This window comes from Pseudomonas cremoricolorata, assembly GCF_000759535.1.
Classification (GTDB): Bacteria; Pseudomonadota; Gammaproteobacteria; order Pseudomonadales; family Pseudomonadaceae; genus Aquipseudomonas; species Aquipseudomonas cremoricolorata_A.
This window is the reverse complement of the sequence record NZ_CP009455.1, coordinates 3,785,069-3,807,748: the sequence shown is the minus strand read 5'-3', so window position 1 is coordinate 3,807,748 and position 22,680 is coordinate 3,785,069. Positions and strand designations below refer to the sequence as shown.

Here is a 22,680-nt window from a genome sequence, read left to right as displayed (position 1 = left end):
AGACCGCGCAGGGCTAACGGTGCTACTGCCCGCGCAGGTCTTCGAAGAACGGCTGACGACCGTCCACCAGGCTGGACGCCCGCGGCAACCGGTGCGCGTCGACGGTCGGACGTTCCACATACCAGTAGCAGTGGCTGACAGCTCGGGTCACGGCCACATAGGCCAAGCGCTGCACTTCATCCTTCTGCGCCGCGTCGAACGGCATCGCATCACCTGCGCGCCCCAGGCCGGCCAGGCGGTAAACCTGATTCTTGTACGGCGAGCTGGTCTGGTACTGGCAATCGCCAAGCATGAACACCGCATCGGCTTGCAGGCCCTTGGCGCTGTGATAGGTCAGCTGGCGCAGCCTGCGCTGGTTCGCTGGCTGCGCGGCTTCAGCCGCGATTACGTCGCATAAATGCTCTGAAATCAACGCTTTATCGCTGGTTTTTCGAAACAGCAGCATCACGGTTTCGCCTCTGTCGTAGTGCGCTTTCAAGGTCTGCGCCAGGGCGACGTCATCGCGATCGAGCACCTTGACCGGCACCTGTTCGAGCCCAGCCGCAAGGCCGCTGGCGCTGGCCTTTTTGCCGGCGATGGCCGGTGTGCCTTTAACCAAATGTTCGGCCGCGTCGATGACATGCTGCTGGCTGCGGTAGTTGTCGGTGAGCATCACCCGCGTGTGGCTCGGCGAGAGGAAGGTCTTGGTGAAGGCCATGAAGAAGCTCGGCGAACTGCCGCGCCAACCGTAGATCGACTGCCAGTCGTCGCCGACGCACATCAGCGACGCGTGCTGGGCGGTGCGTCCAAGGTGCAGCTGCGGGCCACGCCGGCGGATTTCCGCAAGGCTTGCGCGCAACCAGCTGACGATCTGCGGCGACACGTCCTGGAACTCATCGATCAACAGATGGGCCAGAGGGCGCAAAAGGGGGTCGGGCAGCAGTTGCAGGTTCTCCGCGTTGGTTTCACCGAACAGGGCGAACATGCGGTTATAGGTCATCACCGGTGGCGACTGGGCCAGCAGGTGCCCTTCCAGGGCCTGGGCATACAACGCCAGGGCCTCGAAGAACAGCGCGTCCGGATCGCCGGGTGGGAACGTCATCTGCGCCACGGCATTGCCGACTTCCAGGCCCAGGTTCTCGATGAAGCTGCTGGCGGCCATGAACGCGTCGAGCAACGGCACCGCGGCGAGTTCGCCCTTGACCTTGTATTCGAAGCCAGGCCCCGCTACCGCATCCCCGGCCAAGGCAGCGGCCAAGCGTTGCGCAGCTGCATAGTTATCCAACCAAATCAGAGGCTTATCGCAATAAGCTTGAAACAGGGTGCGTTTGACTGCCCACTCGGCGCGTACCGTCAGCTTGGCGCCAGGGCGTTGGTACTGGGCGCTTTCCCGGGGATCGAAGCCGAGCATGACCCAGGCGTCGAGACCTGCCAGACGGCCATGCACATGAAAGCAACTACCACGGATTTCCACGGTTTCTCGGCACGGCTCGATTCCGGCGACGGGCCATGCGCCAGCGGCGAACCATAGATCCTCGATGACGTCGCAGAGTTCTTCATCGCGCTGGGCCGCCAGTTGCGTCACCTGCGCACGCTTCTGCACCTCAGGATGGTCAGGGTCTACAGGCTTGAGTTGCAGCGCCTGGCGGCGCAGTTCACCGACCAGTTCGGCGAAGCGCGGGTTGGCCTTGAGCAGGTCGCTGTAGCACTGATTCAACTGCTGGCGCTGGGCATCGTTCAGGCGCAGATCGAACGGGTTGCTCTCGGCCTCTTGCTCACGCCCAGCGGGCAACTCCCCGCCCAGGGTTTCGAAGGCCTGCAGTTGGCTCAAACCCGGCAGGCTGCGCACCATGGGCAGGATGCGGGAATGGAAGGTGCGCACCAGTTCGCGCGCCTGCACCGGTGTCAGCGCCAGTTGCCACAGGCCGAACACCTGCAGCAGACGCTGGATGAAGTCCTTGCGCGATTCGCGGGTGAAGGTGACCACAGTCATCGCATCGAGCTCGAAACCCAGGTAGCGGTGCAGCAGCAACAAACGCAACACCAGCGAGGTCGACTTGCCCGCTCCGGCACCGGCCACGACACAGGTGCTCGGAGTGTCGCTGAAAATCAGCTTCCACTGCGCTGCGCTGGGCTGGGCGGTGGCCGGCAGGCGCTGGGCGACATCGGCCTTGAAGCGTTTTTTCAGCTCGGCGCTAAGCGGCAGGCGCCAGTCATCGAACAGGTTGAGGTCCTGGCCGGGTACGGCCGGCGTCTGCGCTCGGCTGTCGCGAATCACCAGCACCTGGCGACCCGCCTGCAAGCCTTCGGCGTGACCGCGCTCGAAGCCGACTTCCTCACCCAGCGCATGACCCTGCTGCTGACCACTGGCGTGGCCCAGGGTGAAGGACTCACGGTGCTGCGCCTGCAAGCCGCTGAGGCCGCGCCCCAACAATCGGGCGAACAAGCGGCGCAGCAGCGGCAGCTCGGCAGGAGGCGTCAGCGTCGGTAGCGGTTCGGCGGTCGGATCGGACACGGCGGCTTCCTTGAACAATGGATCAGCCGCGCATGTTCGCCGCATCGACGCAAAAGTGCCAGCGATGGCTTGTAGATCAGTGAATTAGCCGATGAAACGCAGGTAATGTCTGATCCAGCCATCAATCTATGCATTCGATCATTACGAGCCAGAATTTACGCTTTTTTCCGATCTATGCTAAGCGCATCATGGCTCCATTCACTGATTCAAGGAGTCCGCCATGCTGCAACTGCGTCCTTTCGACAGCCTCGGCCACGCCAACCATGGCTGGCTCGACGCCCATCATCATTTCTCCTTCGCCGAGTACTACGACCCTGCGCGCATGCACTGGGGCAACCTGCGGGTGTGGAACGACGACCTGATCGCGGCCGGCAGCGGCTTCCCGGCCCACCCGCACCGCGATATGGAGATCATCACCTACGTCCGCGAAGGCGCCATCAGCCATGAAGACAGCCTGGGCAACAAGGGCCGTACCGAGGCCGGTGACGTGCAGGTCATGAGCGCCGGCACTGGCATCGTGCACAGCGAGTGGAACAGCGAGCCGGTGGATGTACGGCTGTTCCAGATCTGGATCATGCCCGATCGCCGTGGCGAGGCACCCTCCTGGGGCACCCGGCCGTTCCCCAAAGGCGAGCGCGGCGAAGGCTTCGTGACCCTGGCCAGCGGTCGCGACGGCGATGAACAGGCCCTGCGCATCCGTGCCGACGCGCGTCTGGCCGCCGCTACCCTGCGTGCCGGGGAAAGCGCTCGTTACAGCTTCGAAGAAGGTCGTCGCGGCTATCTGGTGCCGGCCCGTGGTGTGATCGAGGTCAACGGCCTACGTGCCAATGCACGGGACGGCGTGGCCATCGAGCAAGAGTCAGTTCTTCAGGTGACTGCCCTTGAAGACAGCGAGATCGTGCTGGTCGACGTCGCCTGATCGAACGCGGTGATATCGCCTGAAGCGTTATCACCGCGCGCTCACTGCAGGCCATTACCCATCATTCAGATCGATAATAACCTTCGCCTTATTCGATTCGTTCCCCGCGCACCCGCCGCGCACACTCCGCCCACTTTCTTCTGGTCAATGGCGGGCTTTTCCCATGGAACGATCACTCAAACCCTTGCGCTATCCCCTCGCCGCCTTCGCGGTCGTGGTGCTTGCCGCGTGCGGTCGTACCCCCGAGGCGGTGCAGGCCCCTGCAGCGCCCAGCGTCACCGTGGCCAAGGTCATCGAGCAGCCGATCAACGAATGGGATGAGTTCACCGGCCGCCTGGAGGCGCCGGAAACCGTCGAAGTGCGACCGCGAGTTTCCGGGCAGATCGACCGCGTGGCCTTCGCCGAAGGGGCCCAGGTCAAGCAAGGCGATCTGCTGTTTCAGATCGACCCTCGGCCGTTCCAGGCCGAAGTCCGCCGTCTTGAGGCGCAATTGCAGCAGGCCCGCGCCGCGGCCACTCGCAGCGACAACGAGGCTCGTCGTGGCGAGCGCCTGCGTGACAGCAACGCGATTTCCGCAGAGCTTGCCGAATCGCGCAGCAGCGCCGCCGCCGAGGCCCGCGCCGGGGTTGCGGCGATTCAGGCGCAGCTCGATCTGGCCCGCCTCAACCTGAGTTTTACCCGCGTCACCGCGCCGATCAGCGGCCGGGTCAGCCGCGCGCAGTTCACCACCGGCAACATCGTCACCGCCGATGTCACGCCACTCACCACGCTGGTCTCGACCGACAAGGTCTACGCCTACTTCGACGCCGACGAACGCGTCTACCTCAAGTACACCCAGCTCGCCCGGCAAGGCCAACGCGGGCAGAGCACCCCGGTGTACTTGGGCCTGACCAACGAAGACGGCACCCCGCACCTGGGGCAGATGAACTTCGTCGACAACCAGGTCAACCCGCGCACCGGCACCATCCGTGGCCGTGCGGTGTTCGACAACCGCGACGGTGCCTTCACCCCAGGCCTGTACGCCCGCCTGAAACTGGTCGGCAGCGCTGAGTACGATGCCGTGCTGATCAACGATGAAGCGGTTGGCACCGACCTTGGCAAGAAATTCGTCCTGGTGATGGACAAGGACAACACCGCCGACTACCGCGCCGTGGAACTGGGGCCCAAGCTCGAAGGCCTGCGCATCGTGCGCAGTGGCCTGGCCAAGGACGAACGCATCGTGGTCAAGGGCCTACAGCGCGTACGCCCCGGTTCGGCAGTGACGCCCAAGGACGCACCGATGGCCAGTGACGCGACCCTCGCCGCCCTCGCCCGCCAACGTCAGGCGCTGGAGGCCAACCGTGAGGCGCCCTCAGCGTCCGGGCATGCCGTCAATGTTGCCAGTGCCTCGGCACCACGCGGTTAAGGACTCACTCCGATGAATTTCTCACGCTTCTTCATCACTCGGCCGATCTTCGCCGCAGTGCTCTCGCTGGTGCTGCTGATCGCAGGCTCCATCGCGCTGTTCCAGTTGCCGATCAGCGAATACCCGGAAGTGGTCCCGCCGACCGTCGTGGTGCGTGCCAACTTCCCTGGTGCCAACCCCAAGGTCATCGGCGAAACCGTCGCCTCGCCGCTCGAGCAGGCCATCACCGGGGTCGAGAACATGCTCTACATGTCGTCCCAGGCCACGGCCGACGGCAAGCTGACCCTGACCATCACCTTCGCCCTGGGCACCGACCTGGACAACGCTCAGGTGCAGGTGCAGAACCGCGTGACCCGCACCCAGCCCAAGCTGCCCGAGGAAGTCACGCGTATCGGCATCACCGTCGACAAGGCTTCGCCCGACCTGACCATGGTCGTGCACCTGACCTCGCCGGATCAGCGCTACGACATGCTGTACCTGTCCAACTACGCCATCCTCAATGTCAAGGATGAGCTGGCGCGGCTCAATGGCATCGGCGATGTGCAGCTGTTCGGCATGGGCGACTATTCGCTGCGGGTCTGGCTCGACCCGAACAAGACTGCCTCGCGCAACCTGACTGCCAGCGACGTGGTCAATGCCATTCGCGAGCAGAACCGCCAGGTCGCCGCCGGGCAGCTCGGCGCGCCGCCAGCCCCCAACGCCACCAGCTTCCAGCTTTCGGTCAACACCCAAGGCCGCCTGGTGAGCGAGGAGGAGTTCGAGAACATCGTGGTGCGCGCCGGCGACAACGGCGAGATCACCCGCCTCAAGGACGTCGCACGGGTCGAGCTGGGCTCCAGCCAGTACGCCCTGCGTTCGTTGCTCAACAACCAGCCGGCCGTGGCCATTCCAATCTTCCAGCGTCCGGGCTCCAACGCCATCGACATCTCCGATGAGGTGCGGGCGAAAATGGCCGAACTGAAGAAGGACTTCCCCGAGGGCATGGACTACAGCATCGTCTATGACCCCACCGTGTTCGTGCGCGGCTCCATCGAAGCGGTGGTGCACACGCTGTTCGAAGCGCTGATTCTGGTGGTGCTGGTGGTGGTGCTGTTCCTGCAAACCTGGCGCGCCTCGATCATTCCGCTGCTGGCGGTGCCGGTTTCGCTGATCGGGACTTTCGCGGTGATGCACCTGTTCGGCTTCTCGCTCAACGCGCTGTCATTGTTCGGCCTGGTGCTGGCCATCGGCATCGTGGTGGACGACGCCATCGTCGTGGTGGAAAACGTCGAGCGCAACATTGGCCTGGGCCTCAAACCGCTGGAAGCCACGCAAAAGGCCATGGGCGAGGTGACCGGGCCGATCATCGCCACCGCCCTGGTGCTGTGTGCGGTGTTCGTACCGGCGGCGTTCATTTCCGGGCTGACCGGACAGTTTTATAAGCAGTTCGCCCTGACCATCGCCATTTCCACGGTCATCTCGGCGTTCAACTCGCTGACCCTGTCGCCCGCGCTGGCTGCCGTACTGCTCAAAGACCATCACGCACCCAAGGACCGTTTCTCGCGCCTGCTCGACCGGCTGCTGGGCAGCTGGCTGTTCGCCCCGTTCAATCGGTTCTTCGAACGTGCCTCGCTGCGTTATGTGGGTGGCGTGACCCGGGTCATCCGCTCCAGCGGCATTGCCCTGTTCGTTTACGCCGGGCTGATGGGCCTGACCTACCTGGGCTTCGCCTCGACCCCCACTGGCTTCGTTCCGGCGCAGGACAAACAGTACCTGGTGGCGTTCGCGCAACTGCCCGACGCCGCCAGCCTCGACCGCACCGAAGCGGTCATCAAGCGCATGAGCGAAATCGCCCTCAAGCAACCGGGCGTGTCCGACTCGGTGGCCTTCCCGGGGCTGTCGATCAACGGCTTCACCAACAGCCCTAACAGCGGCGTGGTGTTCACCCCGCTGAAACCGTTCGACGAACGCACCGACCCAAGCCAGTCGGCCGGGGCCATCGCCGCCGCGCTGAACGCGCAATTCGCCGATATCGAAGACGCCTACATCGCCATCTTCCCACCGCCGCCGGTGCAGGGCCTGGGCACCATCGGCGGCTTCCGCGTGCAGATCGAAGACCGCGGCAACCTCGGCTATGACGCGCTGTACGCCGAAACCCAGAACGTCATCGCCAAGAGCCACGAGGTGCCGGAGCTGGCCGGGCTGTTCACCAGCTACCAGGTCAACGTGCCGCAGGTCGATGCTGCCATCGACCGGGAAAAGGCCAAGACCCATGGCGTTGCGATCAGCGATATCTTCGACACCTTGCAGATCTACCTGGGCTCGCTGTACGCCAACGACTTCAACCGCTTTGGCCGCACCTATCAGGTCAACGTCCAGGCCGAGCAGCAGTTCCGCCTCGACGCCGAGCAGATCGGCCAGCTCAAGGTGCGCAACGACCGTGGCGAAATGGTGCCGCTGGCCAGCTTCCTCAAGGTCAGCGACAGCGCAGGGCCGGACCGCGTCATGCACTACAACGGTTTCATCACCGCGGAAATCAACGGCGCGGCGGCGCCCGGCTATAGCTCAGGCCAGGCCGAGGCGGCCATGGAACGCCTGCTCAAGCAGGAACTGCCCAACGGCATGGTGTTCGAGTGGACCGACCTGACCTACCAGCAGATTCTGTCCGGCAACACCGCGCTGCTAGTGTTCCCGCTGTGCGTGCTGCTGGCGTTCCTGGTGCTGGCCGCGCAATACGAGAGCTGGAGCCTGCCGCTGGCGGTGATCCTGATCGTGCCGATGACCCTGCTGTCGGCCATCACCGGGGTGATCCTGGCCGGTAGCGACAACAACATCTTCACCCAGATCGGCCTGATCGTGCTGGTGGGTCTGGCGTGCAAGAACGCCATCCTCATCGTCGAGTTCGCCAAGGACAAGCAGGCCGAGGGCCTCGACCCGCTGGCTGCGGTGCTGGAAGCCTGCCGCCTGCGCCTGCGGCCGATCCTGATGACCTCCATCGCCTTCATCATGGGCGTGGTGCCGCTGGTGCTGTCGTCCGGCGCCGGTGCCGAAATGCGCCATGCCATGGGTGTGGCGGTGTTCTCCGGGATGATCGGGGTGACCTTCTTCGGCCTGTTCCTGACCCCGGTGTTCTTCTTCCTCATTCGCCGTTACGTCGAGCGCCGCGAGGCGCGCAAGGCCAGCCACGCGCCGGCGCTGGAGAGCCATCCATGAACCTGTTGAAAGCCTTCGCCCCTGCCCTGCTGGCCCTGGCCGTGTCTGCCTGTGCGGTGGGCCCGGACTACCGCGCACCGCAACCGGCCCCTGCGCAACTGGACACCCAGGCGCAGCGCTTCGACCGCAGCCGCTTCGAGGCGCAGTGGTGGCAGCAGTTTGACGACCCGGTGCTGAACCAGCTGGTCAGTGCCTCGCTGCAGGGCAACCGTGACCTGCGGGTGGCCTTCGCCCGGCTCAAGGCAGCGCGTTCGCTGCGCGAAGAAGCCAGCCTCGATCAGCTGCCTGTGGTCACCAGCCGCGCCAGCAGCGAAATCGGCAAGGGCCAGGTGCCGGGCCAGACCGAACGGCGGGTCAATCAGGAACGCTATGACCTGGGCCTGGACATGGCCTGGGAAATCGACCTGTTCGGCCGCATTCAACGGCAGATCGAGGCCAGCCGCGCCCAGGAAGATGCCGCTGCGGCCGACCTGCAACAGTTGCAGGTCAGCCTGATCGCCGAACTGGTGGATGCCTATGGCCAACTGCGCGGCGCCCAGTTGCGCGAACGTATCGCCACAGACAACCTCAAGACTCAACAGCAGTCGCGGCAGATCACCGAAACCCTCAATGAGGCGGGAGTGGGCAATGAACTGGATGTGGTGCGTGCCGACGCCCGCCTGGCTGGCGTCGAAGCCACCCTGCCGCAGCTGCAGGCTGAGCAGGTGCGGGCGCGCAATCGCATCGCCACCCTGCTCGGCGAGCGCGCCGATGCGCTGAGCGTCGAGCTCTCGCCACGGGCATTGCCGGCCATCGCCAAGGCGCTGCCGGTGGGAGACCCCGGCGAGTTGCTGCGCCGGCGCGCGGATATCCGCAGTGCCGAGCGGCAGTTGGCGGCAGCCACCGCGAACATCGGCGTGGCGACGGCGGATCTGTTTCCGCGTGTGAGCCTCAGTGGATTCCTGGGCTTCACCGCAGCGCGCGGCTCGCAACTGGGCAGCTCGGCCGCCAGTGCCTGGGCGCTGGGGCCGAGCATCCAGTGGGCGGCGTTCGATCTGGGTAGCGTGCGCGCCCGCCTGCGCGGCGCCAAGGCCGACGCCGAAGGCGCGTTGGCGCGCTATGAACAGCAGGTGCTGCTGGCCCTGGAAGAGTCGTCCAACGCCTTCAGCGACTACGGCAAGCGTCAACAGCGCCTGCTGGCGCTGATGCGCCAGAGCGAAGCTAGCCGCAAAGCCGCGCAACTGGCCTCGGTGCGTTACCGCGAAGGCAGTGTCGACTACCTGGTGCTGCTCGACGCCGAGCGTGAGCGCCTGGCCGCCGAAGATGCCCAGGCACTGGCCGAAGTGGAGCTTTACCAAGGGATCGTCGCCGTCTACAAGGCGCTGGGCGGTGGTTGGCAACCGCAGGTACTGGCCAGGCGCTGAAGGCGTGTCACCGCTGCTGCGCCAGCCATTCATGGCGCAGCAGCGCGTATTGCTGGGTGTTTTCGTAGATCGGCTGGCCGTGTTCGTCATTGCTGAAGGTGACGTACTCCATGAATACCCCCTCACGGCGCATGCCGAGTTTTTCGCACAGGCGCTGCGAGGCCAGGTTGGTGTCCTCGACGTAGGCGTACAGACGCCGCGCCTGACGCTGTTCGAACAGCTCCCGCACCAGCGCAGCAGCGGCTTCGAAAGCATAGCCCTGGCCCGCGTAACGGGGGTTGAGGTGCCAGCCTATGGAGAAGGTGTCGCCCTCGGCTTCTGCGAACAGGTCGCCGATCAGCGCACCGGTTTCCCGCAGACACACCGCCCGGTAAGACTCACCCTCTGCTCGCTTACGCGCTTCGTTGGCAGCAGCGTCGAGGTCGGCTACGGCCAGCGAGAAAAAACAACTGGCGGTGGGTTGGTGCAGGTAATCCAGCAGCGCTGCGCCATCTTGGGCGCTGAAGGCTCTGAGGGTCAGGCGGCAGGTGTGCAGCGGCTGCATGGCAATCGGCGACTCCGGTCGATGGAGCAAAGCGCGTTGTGCGACGGGTTCATGGCGCCGTGAAAACGGCATCGACCACCCACCCCCACACGCCTGCCCTGCTCACGATAAAAAAAACGCAAGTGATAGGAGTTCACCCTCATCTTGGTTCTCCGCAGGGTACACGCAAGGGTAGAATGCGCAAAACCCGGAGCCTCGATGAACCAAGAACGCCTGCCCGCAAGCGACCACGACGCGATCACCGATGCCGCTGCGCACTGGTGCATGCGCATGCATGCCGATGACTGCACCCGCGCCGAGCGGCAAGCCTTTGAAGCGTGGCTGCTGGCCGACCCGCGGCATGCCGAGGAATACAAGGCCATCGCCAACATCTGGCAGGCCGCAGATCAGTTGCCGCGTCCCAAGGTGCATCTGGCCTACAACCCGCCCTATCGTCCGCCACCGCTGCGCTATCGCCTGCGGCGCCTGGCGCCGACCTTCGCCTGTGCCCTGCTGGCCCTGCCCCTGGCCGGCTGGATCGGTTGGGAACAGGGCTGGTTGCCCAACCACTACGAGCACTTCAAGACCACCGATGCGCTACAGACCGTACAGTTGAGCGACGGCAGCAGCGTCGAGCTGAACCTCAACAGCGAAGTGCGCTATTTCAATTTCAAGGACCAGCGCAAGGTCACCCTGGTCGAGGGCGAGGCGTTCTTCAAGGTCGCCCACGACAACGAGCATCCGTTCATCGTCCACGCCGGACGCGGCCAGACCCGTGTCACCGGAACGCAGTTCAACGTGTGGAAATATCAGGATCAGGTCAAGGTCACCCTGGTGCAGGGCTCGGTACTGGTCAGCAGCGATGGCGACGGCGGCTACCGCCTGGGGCCTGGCATGCAGGCCAGCTACCGCCTGGGCGACTTCGAGCCCCAGCTGGCGCAAAGCCCCGATCAGGACAACAGCCTGGCCTGGCGCAGCGGCAAGCTGGTGCTCGACAACATCAGCCTGCAACAGGCCCTGCCGATCATCAACCGCTACCTCGACAAGCCGCTGCGGGTTGCCGATGACAACACCGGTAAGATCCGCATCAGCGGGGTCTACAACACCCGCGACGTCGGGCGCATGGTCGCGGCGCTGCCCAAGGTGCTGCCGGTGTACCTGACCCGCAGCAAGGACGGCGGCACGGTGCTCAATCGTATCTCCCCGCCTCCGCCGCGCGGCTGAGCCCTAAAGCAGCATCGCCGCCGCCCAGCCGAAGGCCAGCAGCGGCAGGTTGTAGTGAATGAAGGTTGGCACCACGGTATCCCAGATGTGATGGTGCTGGCCGTCGACGTTGAGCCCCGAGGTCGGCCCCAGGGTCGAGTCCGACGCCGGCGAGCCGGCATCGCCCAAGGCGCCTGCGGTGCCGACGATACACACCGTGGCCAGCGGATCGAAGCCCAGCTGCACGCACAGCGGCACGAAGATCGCTGCCAGAATCGGCACCGTGGAGAACGACGAGCCGATACCCATGGTCACCAGCAACCCTACCAGCAGCATCAGCAGCGCGCCGACCCCCTTGCTGTGGTCGATCCAATGCGCAGCGGACTCGACCAGTGCCTTGACCTCACCGGTGGCCTTCATCACTTCGGCAAAGCCTGAGGCGGAAATCATGATGAAGCCGATCATGGCCATCATCTTCATGCCCTCGGTGAACAGGTCATCGGTATCTTTCCAGCGCACGATGCCCGATAGCGAGAAAATCAGAAAACCCACCATGGCGCCGATGATCATCGAGTCGAGCCACAGCTGCACGACGAACGCCGCCAGAATCGCCAGGCCAGCCACCAGCAAGGTCAGCGGGTTGTACTGCACCGCCACCTGCTCGACCTGTTCGATGCGCGCCAGGTCGTAGTCGCGTTTCTTGCGATAGCTCAACAGCACCGCCACCAGCAGCCCGGCGAGCATGCCGGCAGCCGGCAAGGCCATGGCATGGGTGACGTTGACCCCGCTCACGTCGACTCCGGCGCGGGCCACGTTGGCCAGCAGAATCTGGTTGAGGAAGATGTTGCCAAAGCCCACCGGCAGAAAGATGTACGGCGTGATCAGACCAAAGGTGATGACGCAGGCGACCAGTCGACGGTCGATGCGCAGGCGGGTCAGCACGTACAGCAGCGGCGGTACCAGCAAGGGAATGAAGGCGATGTGGATCGGCAGGATGTTCTGCGACGACACCGCCACCACCAGCATCAGGCCGATCAGCAGCCACTTGAGCTTGCCGCCCTCGCCATGACCCTGCCGGTCGATCATCGCCAGCGCCCGGTCGGCCAGGGCATGGGCCATGCCGGACTTGGCGATGGCGACCGCGAAGGCGCCCAGCAAGGCGTACGACAACGCAACCGTGGCGCCGCCGCCCAGCCCGCCGTTGAAGGCCTGCAGCGTGCCTTCGATCCCCAGGCCGCCGACCAGACCGCCTACCAGCGCGCCGATGATCAGGGCGATGACCACGTGCACGCGGGACAAGCTGAGAATCAGCATGACCCCGACCGCAGCAATGACTGCATTCATTTCGTGAACTACCTCGTTACGACAGACAAGAACCTGCCACCGGCGCGGGTCTGCTGGTGCAGGGCCGGGAAAAGGCAGGTTGTTATTGGAGGGCGCACACTCTGAAGCAGCCCCGCCTGCTTGTCAAAGCGCGCGAGCCAGACCTGCTGATACGGTTTTCTTGAACGCTTGATAAAGAAAGCCAGGGCCTCGTCGATACAGATGCGTGCCCTAACCCGTTTTCATGAGACTACCCCCCATGCCACTGCGCCAATTGTCCATCCAATGGAAGATCACCCTGCTGGCTGGCTTGTGCCTGGCCAGCATCGTCACCCTGCTGGTCGGCCTGTCGCTGTATCGCATGAATGCCAGCGCAGGCCTGGTGGAAGCGAGCAGCATGCAGATGCTCGGCAAGGTCGCCCAGGCCCGCCTGGAGGCGCAAAGCCAGGCCCAGGGCCTGAATGTGAGCCGCCAGTTCATGGACGCCTATCAATACGGCGCCGGCGTCAGCCGCCAGGTCATGTTCGCTCGCGAGCAGGCGCGCAAGCGTCAGATCGAGGCTCGCGACCTGCGCCAGGACCTCACCGAGCAGGTGCACAAGGCGCTGCAGGGCAACCCCGAGCTGCTGGGCTTTTCACTGGTGTTCGAACCCAACGCCCTCGATCAGCGTGACAGCCAGTTCGCCGGTGACGATGCCCTGGGCAGCAACGCCGAGGGCCGCTTCGCCCTGTACTGGTCGCAGCCTCGCCCCGGCCAGCTGACCGCCATGACGCTGCCGGAAAAAGACATGGCCGACACCAGCATCGGCCCCAGCGGCGAGCCAGCCAACACTTGGTGGGTGTGCCCGCGCAGCACTGCCAAGGTGTGCATCAGCGAACCCTACTTCTATGCCATCGACGGCCAGCAGGTGCTGATGACCAGCATCGTCTTCCCGCTGATCGAAGGCGACAAGGTGATCGGCACACTGTCCACCGACATCAACCTCAACAGCCTGCAGGCCATCAGCGAGCGGGCCAGCGCCGGACTCTACGACGGTCGCACCACCGTGGGCATTCTCAGCCCGGCTGGTCTGCTGGCCGGCTACAGCGCCGACGCCAGCAAGCTGTCGCAACGCTACGAGCAGGTCGACCCTGCCCAAGGCGCTGAACTGGTGCGAAACCTCAGCCAGGGTCAGGCGCAGCAGGTGGTCGAACACGAAGATCGGCTCAAGGTGCTCACCCGCTTCGAACCGGTGCCGGGCAGCAAGCCCTGGGGCGTGCTGCTGGACCTGCCAAAAAGCGTGCTGACTGCCCCGGCCGAAGCGCTCAAGAGCGAACTGGATACGGTCAACAACCAAGGCATGCTCATACAGCTGGCACTCGGCGTGGCAGCGGCCCTGGCTGGCCTGCTGCTGGTTTGGCTACTGGCCCGCGGCGTGACCCGGCCGATTCTCGGCGTGGCGGCGATGCTCAAGGACATCGCCAGTGGCGAAGGCGACCTGACCCGCCGCCTGACCTACGACAAGCGCGACGAGCTCGGCGAACTGGCCAGCTGGTTCAACCGCTTCCTCGACAAGCTGCAACCGACCATTGCCGAGGTCAAGCAGTCGGTCCAGGCCGCGCGTGGTACCGCCGATCAGTCGGCCGCCATCGCCAGTCAGACCAGCGCCGGCATGGAGCAGCAGTACCGCCAGGTCGATCAGGCCGCCACCGCCTCCCATGAAATGAGCGCCACCGCCCAGGACGTCGCGCGCAGCGCCGCCCAGGCTGCACAAGCCGCCCGCGAGGCGGACCAGGCTACTCGTGAGGGACTGTCGGTGATCGAACGCACCACCCAGAGCATCGACACCCTGGCCGCCGACATGAGTACAGCCATGGAGCAAGTGGTCGGCCTTGCGCAGAACAGTGACAAGATCGGTTCGGTGCTCGAGGTGATTCGTTCGATTGCCGAGCAGACCAACCTCCTGGCCCTCAACGCTGCCATCGAGGCTGCCCGTGCCGGTGAAGCCGGGCGTGGCTTTGCGGTGGTCGCCGACGAGGTGCGCAACCTTGCCCGTCGCACCCAGGAGTCGGTGGAAGAAACGCGCCAGGTGATCGAAGCGCTGCAAGCCGGCACCCAGGAAGTGGTCGGCGCCATGCAAGGCAGCCACCAGCAGGCGCAAGGCGGGGTCGAGCAGGTGTCAGCGGCAGTCACCGCGTTGCAGCGCATCGGCCAGGCCGTTTCGGTGATTACCGACATGAACCTGCAGATCGCCAGCGCCGCAGAAGAACAGAGCGCGGTGGCCGAAGAGATCAACAGCAACATCGCCACCATTCGCGACGTCACCGAGTCGCTTTCCGGCCAGGCCAACGAATCGGCGCGGGTCAGCCAGTCGCTCAACCAGCTGGCCAACCAACAACAGGGGTTGATGGATCAGTTCCGCGTCTGACGCGCGTTGCCTAGGCGCGGCCGGCCAGCGCCGCGCGACGCCGACGGTAGACCTCACGGCTCAGGCTGATCAACAGCAACAGCCCACCGGCGATACCCAAGGTCTGCGGCGCACCCAGGTGCGTCGCGGCCAATCCCGCCAGCAAGCCGCCGATCGCCTCGAAGCCAAAGCGCAGGGCAATGTAGAACGACACCACTCGCCCGCGTAGCGCACTGGGCGCGCCGCTTTGCAGCTGCATGTTGGTGCTGACGTTGCTGACGGTGATGCCAAAGCCCAGCAGGCCCAGGGCCAGCAGCGCCACCGCCAGCGGCGCCGGTGCAGCCAACCCGAGCAGGCCCGCCGCACAGAGCAAGGCGCCGGCCAAGATGAAGCGTTGCAGACGCGATGCCGAGCCACTGAACGCCAGCACCAGGGTGGCGAGAAACGCCCCCGCCCCCGCCGCGCCCCAGAGCCAGCCTAACGTTTGCGCATCGCCCTGGTACACCGCTTTGGCCAGAATCGGCAGCAGCGCGGTGTAGCACGAGGCAAGCACGTTGACCACCACCACGCTGACCATCAGCCGGCGCACTTCAAGGGTTTGCCACAAGTAACGCAGGCCCTCGCGGAAGACCTCGCCCGTAGAACCGCTGGCCTTGCCGCTGGGCTTGCCACGCACCTTGAACAGGCCCACCAGCAGGCCGGAAAACGCCAGAGCCGTGAGGGCAAAGCACAGCGCCTCACCGGCCCAGGCGATCAGCACCCCGGCCAGTGGCGGGCCAACGAAGCGCGCGGCGTTGATCAGCATGGCATTGAGGACCAGGGCGTTGGGCAGATCGGCCGGGTCGGAGACGAAACTTGCAATCAACGACTGACGCAGCGGTGTTTCGAAGGCATTGAGCAAGCCGAGCAGTAACGCCATGGCGAGAATACTGCGGGCGTCGAGCCAATGCCCATAGGCAAGCACGGCCAGGGCCAGCGCCTGCAACGCGAGGATCGACTGCACGATGATCAATAGCCGGCGCTTGTCGTGACGGTCGGTCCAGGCACCGGCGATCGGGCCGATCAGCAGTTGCGGTGCCAGGGTAACGAAGGCGATGGCGCCCAGCAGCGCCGCAGAACCGGTGACGTGGTAGGCCAGCCAGGACAGGGCCACCTGCTGCAGCCATTTGCCGAGGGTGGAGATGGCCTGGCCGCTGAAGTAGACCTGAAAGTCGCGATGGGCCAAGGCCCGCACAGCGGCGGGCCAGGTACGGCGAGAAGCGAGACGTGACTCAGGCAAACGATTCCTCCGAATGGGTCGATGGCCGCCTGCCAGGCCTGGTCTGTACCTCAGGCTTCAGGGCAGCAGGCAGCCTTTTTTCTTCAGCGACTCCAACACCCAGCTGCGGTCGTTGGTGCCTTGGGCGATCTGCTCGAGCTGGTGCTGCTCGGCGGCGTGCTTGGCGGCCGCGCGGTCGTAGACTTCAGCCACCTGATCGAACGGCACGCAGAGCAGGCCGTCGTCATCGCCAATCACCAAATCGCCCGGCTCGATCACCATACCATCGATAGCGATCGGCACATTGATCTCGCCGGGGCCGTCCTTGTAGGGGCCGCGGTGGGAAATGCCGGCAGCGAACATCGGAAAATCACCTGCGCCAATGGCGCCGGCATCGCGAATCGCACCGTTGATGACGATGCCGGCCACGCCGCGCTTGATGGCGTAGGCCACCATCATTTCGCCGATAAGTGCATTGGACAGATCGCCGCCAGCATCCACTACCACCACGTCGCCGGGCTCGGCGATGTCCAGGGCGTAATGCAGCATGAGGTTGTCACCCGGACGGGCCTTGACGGTCAGCGCGGCACCGGCCAGTACTCCTGCGCGGTGCATCGGGCGAATCCGTGCTCCGCCTGCGGTCATGCGGTTCATCGAATCGCTGACGTTGGCCACCGGCACTTCGCGGTAGCGCTCCACCCACTCGGCGTCGACTTTGCGCGCACGCTGCAAGACCCTGAATCCAATGCTCATGTGACGTACCTCTATTGATGTTATTCGATGTCGCTAGCGTAAGACTTAAGCGTTTTTTCAGAATGCCATTTCATTTAACGCAATGCAATACACGATTATCCATCAGAATGACCATTCGCGCCTTTTGTGATTATCGATATTGCAACGTCGTTTCATTGGAAGTAGTGTTGGTGCGTCCCGATGTCGCCCCCGGCATCTGCGCCACTCATAAGAACAAGGTAACGACCATGACCAGAACCGTTCTGCTGACCGGGCCCGCGCTTGCCGCCGATGCCATGCGCCTGGCCGAAAGCGAAGGCGTACGGGTGATCCCCACCACGCCGTACCTGCCCGCCGATGAACTCGAAGCGATCATCCGCGCCGAGCAGCCCGACGCCATCATCGTGCGCCAGGGCGAACTGACCGAGGCGATGATCGCCGCCTCCAGCAAGCTCAAGGTCATCGCCAAGCACGGCGTGGGCTACAACACCATCGACATCAAGGCTGCCGCTGCCCGCGGGATTCCGGTGACCATCGCCGTCGGCGCCAACGCCCAGTCGGTGGCCGAACACGCCTTCGCCCTGCTGTTCAGCGTGGCGCGGCAGACCGCCCTGCTCGATGCGCGCATGCGCGACGGACACTGGGACAAGGCCTCGGCCAACGGTGTCGAGCTGTTCGGCAAGACCCTCGGCCTGGTCGGCCTGGGTTCGATCGGCAGCATCCTCATGGACCTGGTGGCGCCGTTGCAGATGAAGGTCAAGGTGTACGACCCGTTCCTGCAGCAGCTGCCCCAGCGTGAGCATGTCGAACGCGAAGAGGATTTCGATCGGCTGCTCAGCGAAAGCGATATCATCAGCCTGCACTGCCCGCTGACCGATACCAACCACAACCTGATCGGTGCCGAGCAGCTCGCGCGCATGCGCCCAGGCAGCATCCTGATCAACACCGCCCGTGGCGAGCTGATCGACACCGCGGCGCTGATCGCCGCACTGAGCGAGCGGCGTATCGGCGGTGCCGGCCTGGACACCTTCAATCCCGAGCCACCGCCTGCCGACAGCCCGCTCTGGGGGCTGCCGACGCTGGTCGCAACGCCGCATATCGGCGCTAACACCAGCGAATCCCGTGACCGCGTCGGCCTGGTCGCGCTCAGGCAGATCTTCGCCGCGTGGGCGGGCAGCGAGCTTGACCCGCGCTGCGTGGTCAACCGCCAGTTGCTCGGCCACTGAATACCCTGCGCGCACCCGCCGACCGGGTGCGCTTTCGTTTCGCGTGACTCCAGCAAAAATAACAATTGGAGAGCCCCATGACTGCAACCGCCGCCCCCATCAGCGAACTCGAACGCAGCACCATGCGCCGGGTCGCCTGGCGCATCCTGCCGTTTCTCATCGTCTGCTACCTGATCGCGATCATCGACCGCGGCAACATCGGCATGGCCTCGCTGCAAATGAACGAAGACCTTGGCCTCACCGCCAAGGTCTTCGGCTTTGCCAGCAGCCTGTTCTTCTTCGCCTACTTCCTCGTCGAAGTGCCCAGCAACCTGGCCATGCAACGCTACGGCGCGCGTATCTGGATCGCCCGGATCATGGTGACCTGGGGCCTGATCTCGGCCGGCACCGCGTTCGTCACTGGCGCCAACTCGCTATACGTGATGCGCTTTCTGCTGGGCGCCGCCGAAGCCGGATTCTTCCCTGGCGTGCTGCTGTACCTCACCTACTGGCTGCCAGCGGCCTACCGTGCACGTATGGTGGCGATCTTCATGGTGGCCATTCCGGCGGCCAACTTCATCGGCTCGCCCCTGTCGGGCCTGCTGTTGAGCCTGGATGGCTGGATGGGCATGCGCGGCTGGCACTGGCTGTTCATCATCGAGGGCATTCCCGCAGTGCTGCTCGGCATCGCCTGCCTGTTCGTGCTCACCGACCGTCCTGAACAGGCCAAATGGCTGAGTGACGAGCAGCGCGGCTGGCTGATCCAGCGCCTGGCCAGCGAGTCGGCGAAGAAAACCGCCATCGGCCACATGTCGCTGTGGAAGCTGCTGCGGCACAAGGACATCTGGATTCTGGCGCTGATCTACTCGGGTGCGTCCGCCGCAGGTAGCACCATGAGTGTGTGGGCGCCGCAGCTGCTCAAGACCTTCGGCCTGACCTCCATGGAGATCGGCTTGGTCAATGCCATCCCTTACGGTATCGCCTCGGTGTTGATGATCGTCTGGGGGCGCAGCTCGGACCGTACAGGCGAACGTCGCTGGCACACCGCGATGACCATGCTGCTGATTGCCGCAGGTTTGCTGATGACGCTGTTCACCTCGTCGCTGCCGGCGACCATCGTCATGCTGACCATGGTGCTGGTCGGCGCCTACTCGATGAAGGGGCCGTTCTGGGCCCTGGTATCGGGCTGGCTGTCGTCTTCCACGGCTGCGGCAGGCCTGGCTGCGGTAGGTGCCCTGGCCAACCTGATCGGCGGCGGCATCATGGTCAACGCTTATGGTGCGATCCACGACGCCACCGGCAGCTACGCCATCGCCCTGATGCCGCTGGCGACGCTGTGCACCATCGCCGGGATCATGGTGCTGGTCATTGGCCGCAAACGTCAGCGTGAGCAGGCGCAGATGGCCGAGACCGCCACCGTTAAATAATCGCTGCCGCACCGACCCGATGCCCACGCTACGCCGTGGGCATCGTCGTTTAGACCCACAACAACAAGGAACGAACCATGTCTTTGACCCGCCGCCGCTTCATTCAGGCCAGCAGTGCACTAGGCGCTCTGGTCTCATTTGGCGCCTTGGCGAAAACGCCTTTCAGCCTCGGCGACCAGCCGCCAAGGCTGATACCTCCCGCTGGCAGCGTCGACTGCCATATGCACCTATACGACGACCGTTTCCCTACTGCTGCGGACGCCACCCTGTTTCCACCCAATGCTTCACTGGCCGACTACCAACAATTGCAACGACGCCTGGGCCTCAAGCGCATGGTCATCGTCACGCCTTCTACATATGGTACGGACAACCGCATCATGCTCGATGGCCTGGCGCGCAGCCAGGGCGCTGCAAGGGGTATTGCCGTGGTCGAGCGCAACATCAGCGATCAGGCCTTGCAGGCAATGGATGAGGCGGGCGTACGTGGCATCCGCTTCAATCTCAGTGTCGGTGGCGCTGCGCTGGAAGGGTTGGAATCGCTGGCGGCACGCGTACAGGACCTGGGCTGGCACGTACAGCTGGCAACAGGTCCGCGTCTGGCGGAGCTGGCCGAGCGACTGAGCAAACTGCCTGGCAAGCTGGTGATCGACCATTTTGGCCACGTACCTCAGCCTGAGGGAGTCGATTCTGCTGCCTTCGCGGCACTGCAGCGGCTACTCGACCAGGGCAATACCTGGGTCAAGCTGTCTGCACCTTACCTGCGTTCGCAGGTGGGTGCGCCGGGCTATGGTGATGTCGGCAAGGTGGCGCAGGCGCTGGTCGAGCGCAATGTAGAGCGACTGCTCTGGGGCAGCGACTGGCCGCATCCAACCCTGCCGGTGGATGGCAAGCCGGATGATGCGGCGATTTTCGATCTGCTGTCGGTGTGGGCACCCGAGCCTCGGGCCCAGGCGCAGATTCTGCGCGACAATCCGGTGTCACTGTACGGTTTCTGAATTCTGACCTGCACGCACCTCGGTGCCCTTGCAACCGAGGCTGCGCATCAGTTCGCGGGCGGTGACGAGCATGGTTTCCCTGAGAGTTTCGGCGGTCTCCTCGGTAAGCCGGCTGGCCGGCCCGGAGACCACCAGCGCGCCCATCAGCTCGTGTTGCGCGCCGTAGATCGGCAAGGCGATGGAAGCGGCATGGGGGTCAGTGGCACCACGCGAGTAATAGGGTTTGTGTAGCGCCATACCGACCGCATAAGGCGCACGCAGCGCCTGGGCACCAGCGGCTTCGTCCATGGGGCGCATGTCGCCGGGCTGCAGGTGCAGGCGCAGGCGGTGGGTGGAATTGACCCGGTACTGGCACATCCGATAGGCACCATGGCGCACATAGAACGAGGCGGTTTCACCGGTCAGTTCCGACAACTGGTGCAGGCGCGGCATGACATGCCGCTCCAGATCCAGCGCTTCCTGATACACCGCGTTGAGGCGCATGACCTCACTGGCCAGCTGGTAACGGCCATCGGCCATGCGGGTGATGAACCCGTGATTTTCCAGAGAAACCATCAAGCGCATGATTGTGCTCTTGATCAGGCCGGTGCGCTCGACCAGTTCGACCAGACTCAACGCCGTATCGCCGATGCGAAACGCCGTCAGCACGGTCAGAACCCGATCAGCCGACGCCACACCATTCACCGCTGGCCGCGGCCGCGCTTTTACCATTGGACAAACCTCTGTTGCTGGAAACGTGTAGGAGCGGACGGCCGGCGCGGCTATCTGCGTATGAACTGCGCCCCGAACCGTGCACACCTGTGCCAGTGTTCGGGGCAGCAGTGATTCAGTCCGCCAGCCGCCAGGTCGTCGTGCCTTTGCTGTCTTCCAGCACCACGCCCAAAGCCGTGAGTTGATCGCGAATGCGGTCGGATTCGGCCCAGTTCTTCTCGCTGCGCGCTTGCAGTCGCGCGGCGATCAGCGCTTCGACCTCGGCCGCATCGACCTTGCCTTCGGCACCGGCCCGCAGGAACGCGTCGGCGTCCAGTTGCAGCACGCCCAGCACATCGCCCAGCTCGCGCAGGCGCCCGGCCAGACCAGCAGCAGCCTGTGGGTCGCTGTCGCGCAGGCGGTTGATCTCGCGCACCAGGTCGAACAGCACGGCGCAAGCTTCAGGCGTGCCGAAATCGTCGTTCATCGCCGTGGCGAAACGTTCGACGAAGGCCTCGCCGCCCTGCGCTGCCACTCGCGGGAGGCCGCGCAGGGCATGGTAGAAGCGCTCCAACGCACCCTTGGCGTCGCGCAGGCTGTCTTCGGAGTAGTTGATGGCGCTGCGGTAGTGGCTGGCCACCAGCAGGTAACGCACCACCTCGGGGTGGTACTTGGCCAGCACGTCGCGAATGGTGAAGAAGTTGTTCAACGACTTGGACATCTTCTCGCCATTGATACGGATCATGCCGCAGTGCATCCAGGCATTGGCGTAGGGCTTGCCGGTGGCCGCCTCGCTCTGCGCGATTTCATTCTCGTGGTGCGGGAACTCCAGGTCGCTGCCGCCGCCATGGATGTCGAAACTCTCGCCCAGGCAGCAGGTGGACATCACCGAGCACTCGATATGCCAGCCTGGCCGGCCTGCGCCCCACGGCGATTCCCAGCTCGGCTCGCCGGGCTTGGCGCCCTTCCACAGCACGAAGTCGAGCGGGTCCTGCTTGGCTTCACCGACTTCGATGCGCGCGCCGATGCGCAGGTCTTCGATCTTGCGCCGCGACAGCTTGCCGTAGCCGACGAACTTGCCGACCCGGTAGTACACGTCGCCGTTGCCAGGGGCGTAGGCGTAACCCTTGTCGATGAGGGTCTGGATCATCGCGTGCATGCCGGGAATGTGATCGGTAGCACGGGGTTCCTGATCGGGGGGCAGGATGTTCAGGCGACGTTCATCTTCGTGCATGGCATCGATCATGCGCGCGGTCAGTTCATCGAAACGCTCGCCGTTGTCGTTGGCGCGGTTGATGATCTTGTCGTCGATGTCGGTGATGTTGCGCACGTAGGTCAGCTCATAGCCGCTCTTGCGCAGCCAGCGGGTGACCAGGTCGAAGGCCACCATGCTGCGACCGTGGCCCAGGTGGCAGTAGTCGTACACGGTCATGCCGCAGACGTACATGCGCACCTTGTTGCCATCGAGCGGTTTGAAGGCTTCTTTTTGCTTGCTCAGGGTGTTGTAGACGGTTAGCACGACGGT

Annotated in this window: 16 protein-coding genes and 1 pseudogene; 10 read left to right on the top strand and 7 right to left on the bottom strand. The window is 64.5% G+C overall.

The features are described 5' to 3' along the window. Nucleotides 1-22 precede the first annotated feature (22 nt). Nucleotides 23-2,539, bottom strand: coding sequence for a UvrD-helicase domain-containing protein (locus tag LK03_RS17280; protein WP_081951629.1), 2,517 nt, complete (start codon nucleotides 2,537-2,539; stop codon nucleotides 23-25). Nucleotides 2,540-2,714: 175 nt separating this feature from the next. On the opposite strand from LK03_RS17280, the gene LK03_RS17275 reads away from it, so the two are divergent. The 4 genes from LK03_RS17275 to LK03_RS17260 all read left to right on the top strand — a co-directional run bounded on the left by LK03_RS17275 (nucleotide 2,715) and on the right by LK03_RS17260 (nucleotide 9,413). Continuing rightward, complete coding sequence (locus tag LK03_RS17275) at nucleotides 2,715-3,413, top strand: pirin family protein (protein WP_038413633.1); 699 nt, start codon at nucleotides 2,715-2,717, stop codon at nucleotides 3,411-3,413. Nucleotides 3,414-3,576: 163 nt separating this feature from the next. Next, a complete protein-coding gene (gene mexE / locus LK03_RS17270) occupies nucleotides 3,577-4,818 on the top strand; it encodes a multidrug efflux RND transporter periplasmic adaptor subunit MexE (RefSeq protein ID WP_038413632.1) in 1,242 nt (413 codons plus the stop codon). A 12-nt stretch (nucleotides 4,819-4,830) separates the two neighbouring features. Beyond that, nucleotides 4,831-8,010 carry an efflux RND transporter permease subunit gene (locus LK03_RS17265; RefSeq protein WP_038413630.1) on the top strand — a complete coding sequence of 1,060 codons (3,180 nt, stop codon included), beginning with the start codon at nucleotides 4,831-4,833 and terminating at the stop codon, nucleotides 8,008-8,010. Beyond that, nucleotides 8,007-9,413 carry an efflux transporter outer membrane subunit gene (locus LK03_RS17260; RefSeq protein WP_038413629.1) on the top strand — a complete coding sequence of 469 codons (1,407 nt, stop codon included), beginning with the start codon at nucleotides 8,007-8,009 and terminating at the stop codon, nucleotides 9,411-9,413. Before LK03_RS17265 ends, LK03_RS17260 begins: the two co-directional genes overlap by 4 nt. A gap of 7 nt (nucleotides 9,414-9,420) precedes the next feature. Here LK03_RS17260 and LK03_RS17255 read toward each other — a convergent pair whose 3' ends face one another. Next, a complete protein-coding gene (locus LK03_RS17255) occupies nucleotides 9,421-9,957 on the bottom strand; it encodes a GNAT family N-acetyltransferase (protein WP_038413628.1) in 537 nt (178 codons plus the stop codon). Nucleotides 9,958-10,155: 198 nt separating this feature from the next. Here LK03_RS17255 and LK03_RS17250 point away from each other — a divergent pair, with 198 nt between their 5' ends. Continuing rightward, a complete protein-coding gene (locus LK03_RS17250) occupies nucleotides 10,156-11,160 on the top strand; it encodes a FecR family protein (protein WP_038413627.1) in 1,005 nt (334 codons plus the stop codon). Nucleotides 11,161-11,163: 3 nt separating this feature from the next. Here LK03_RS17250 and LK03_RS17245 read toward each other — a convergent pair whose 3' ends face one another. Further along, nucleotides 11,164-12,483: a Na+/H+ antiporter family protein gene (locus LK03_RS17245; RefSeq protein ID WP_038413626.1), complete on the bottom strand. Its 1,320-nt coding sequence runs from the start codon at nucleotides 12,481-12,483 to the stop codon at nucleotides 11,164-11,166. A 223-nt stretch (nucleotides 12,484-12,706) separates the two neighbouring features. On the opposite strand from LK03_RS17245, the pseudogene LK03_RS22920 reads away from it, so the two are divergent. Both LK03_RS22920 and LK03_RS22915 read left to right on the top strand, forming a co-directional pair. Next, a pseudogene (locus LK03_RS22920) lies at nucleotides 12,707-14,011 on the top strand (HAMP domain-containing protein); the annotation flags it as partial. 102 nt (nucleotides 14,012-14,113) lie between these two features. Next, nucleotides 14,114-14,869: a methyl-accepting chemotaxis protein gene (locus LK03_RS22915; protein ID WP_430962085.1), complete on the top strand. Its 756-nt coding sequence runs from the start codon at nucleotides 14,114-14,116 to the stop codon at nucleotides 14,867-14,869. 10 nt (nucleotides 14,870-14,879) lie between these two features. Here the strand turns inward: LK03_RS22915 and LK03_RS17235 are convergent, their stop codons facing one another. Beyond that, nucleotides 14,880-16,127: an MFS transporter gene (locus tag LK03_RS17235; protein ID WP_430962050.1), complete on the bottom strand. Its 1,248-nt coding sequence runs from the start codon at nucleotides 16,125-16,127 to the stop codon at nucleotides 14,880-14,882. A 57-nt stretch (nucleotides 16,128-16,184) separates the two neighbouring features. Further along, nucleotides 16,185-16,859 (bottom strand): RraA family protein, encoded by a 675-nt coding sequence (locus LK03_RS17230; protein WP_038413623.1) that lies wholly within the window; start codon nucleotides 16,857-16,859, stop codon nucleotides 16,185-16,187. 227 nt (nucleotides 16,860-17,086) lie between these two features. Between LK03_RS17230 and LK03_RS17225 the strand changes: the two genes are divergently transcribed. From LK03_RS17225 to LK03_RS17215, 3 genes are all read left to right on the top strand, one after another. Next, nucleotides 17,087-18,064: a hydroxyacid dehydrogenase gene (locus LK03_RS17225; RefSeq protein WP_038413622.1), complete on the top strand. Its 978-nt coding sequence runs from the start codon at nucleotides 17,087-17,089 to the stop codon at nucleotides 18,062-18,064. Nucleotides 18,065-18,141: 77 nt separating this feature from the next. Beyond that, a complete protein-coding gene (locus LK03_RS17220) occupies nucleotides 18,142-19,470 on the top strand; it encodes an MFS transporter (protein ID WP_038413621.1) in 1,329 nt (442 codons plus the stop codon). A 77-nt stretch (nucleotides 19,471-19,547) separates the two neighbouring features. Then, a complete protein-coding gene (locus LK03_RS17215; protein ID WP_038413620.1) occupies nucleotides 19,548-20,465 on the top strand; it encodes an amidohydrolase family protein in 918 nt (305 codons plus the stop codon). Here the strand turns inward: LK03_RS17215 and LK03_RS17210 are convergent. Both LK03_RS17210 and cysS read right to left on the bottom strand, forming a co-directional pair. Beyond that, complete coding sequence (locus LK03_RS17210; RefSeq protein ID WP_038413619.1) at nucleotides 20,448-21,176, bottom strand: IclR family transcriptional regulator; 729 nt, start codon at nucleotides 21,174-21,176, stop codon at nucleotides 20,448-20,450. The two genes, LK03_RS17215 and LK03_RS17210, sit on opposite strands and share 18 nt — an antisense overlap. A gap of 115 nt (nucleotides 21,177-21,291) precedes the next feature. Next, nucleotides 21,292-22,674, bottom strand: coding sequence for a cysteine--tRNA ligase (gene cysS, locus LK03_RS17205; protein ID WP_038413618.1), 1,383 nt, complete (start codon nucleotides 22,672-22,674; stop codon nucleotides 21,292-21,294). Nucleotides 22,675-22,680: the final 6 nt, after the last annotated feature.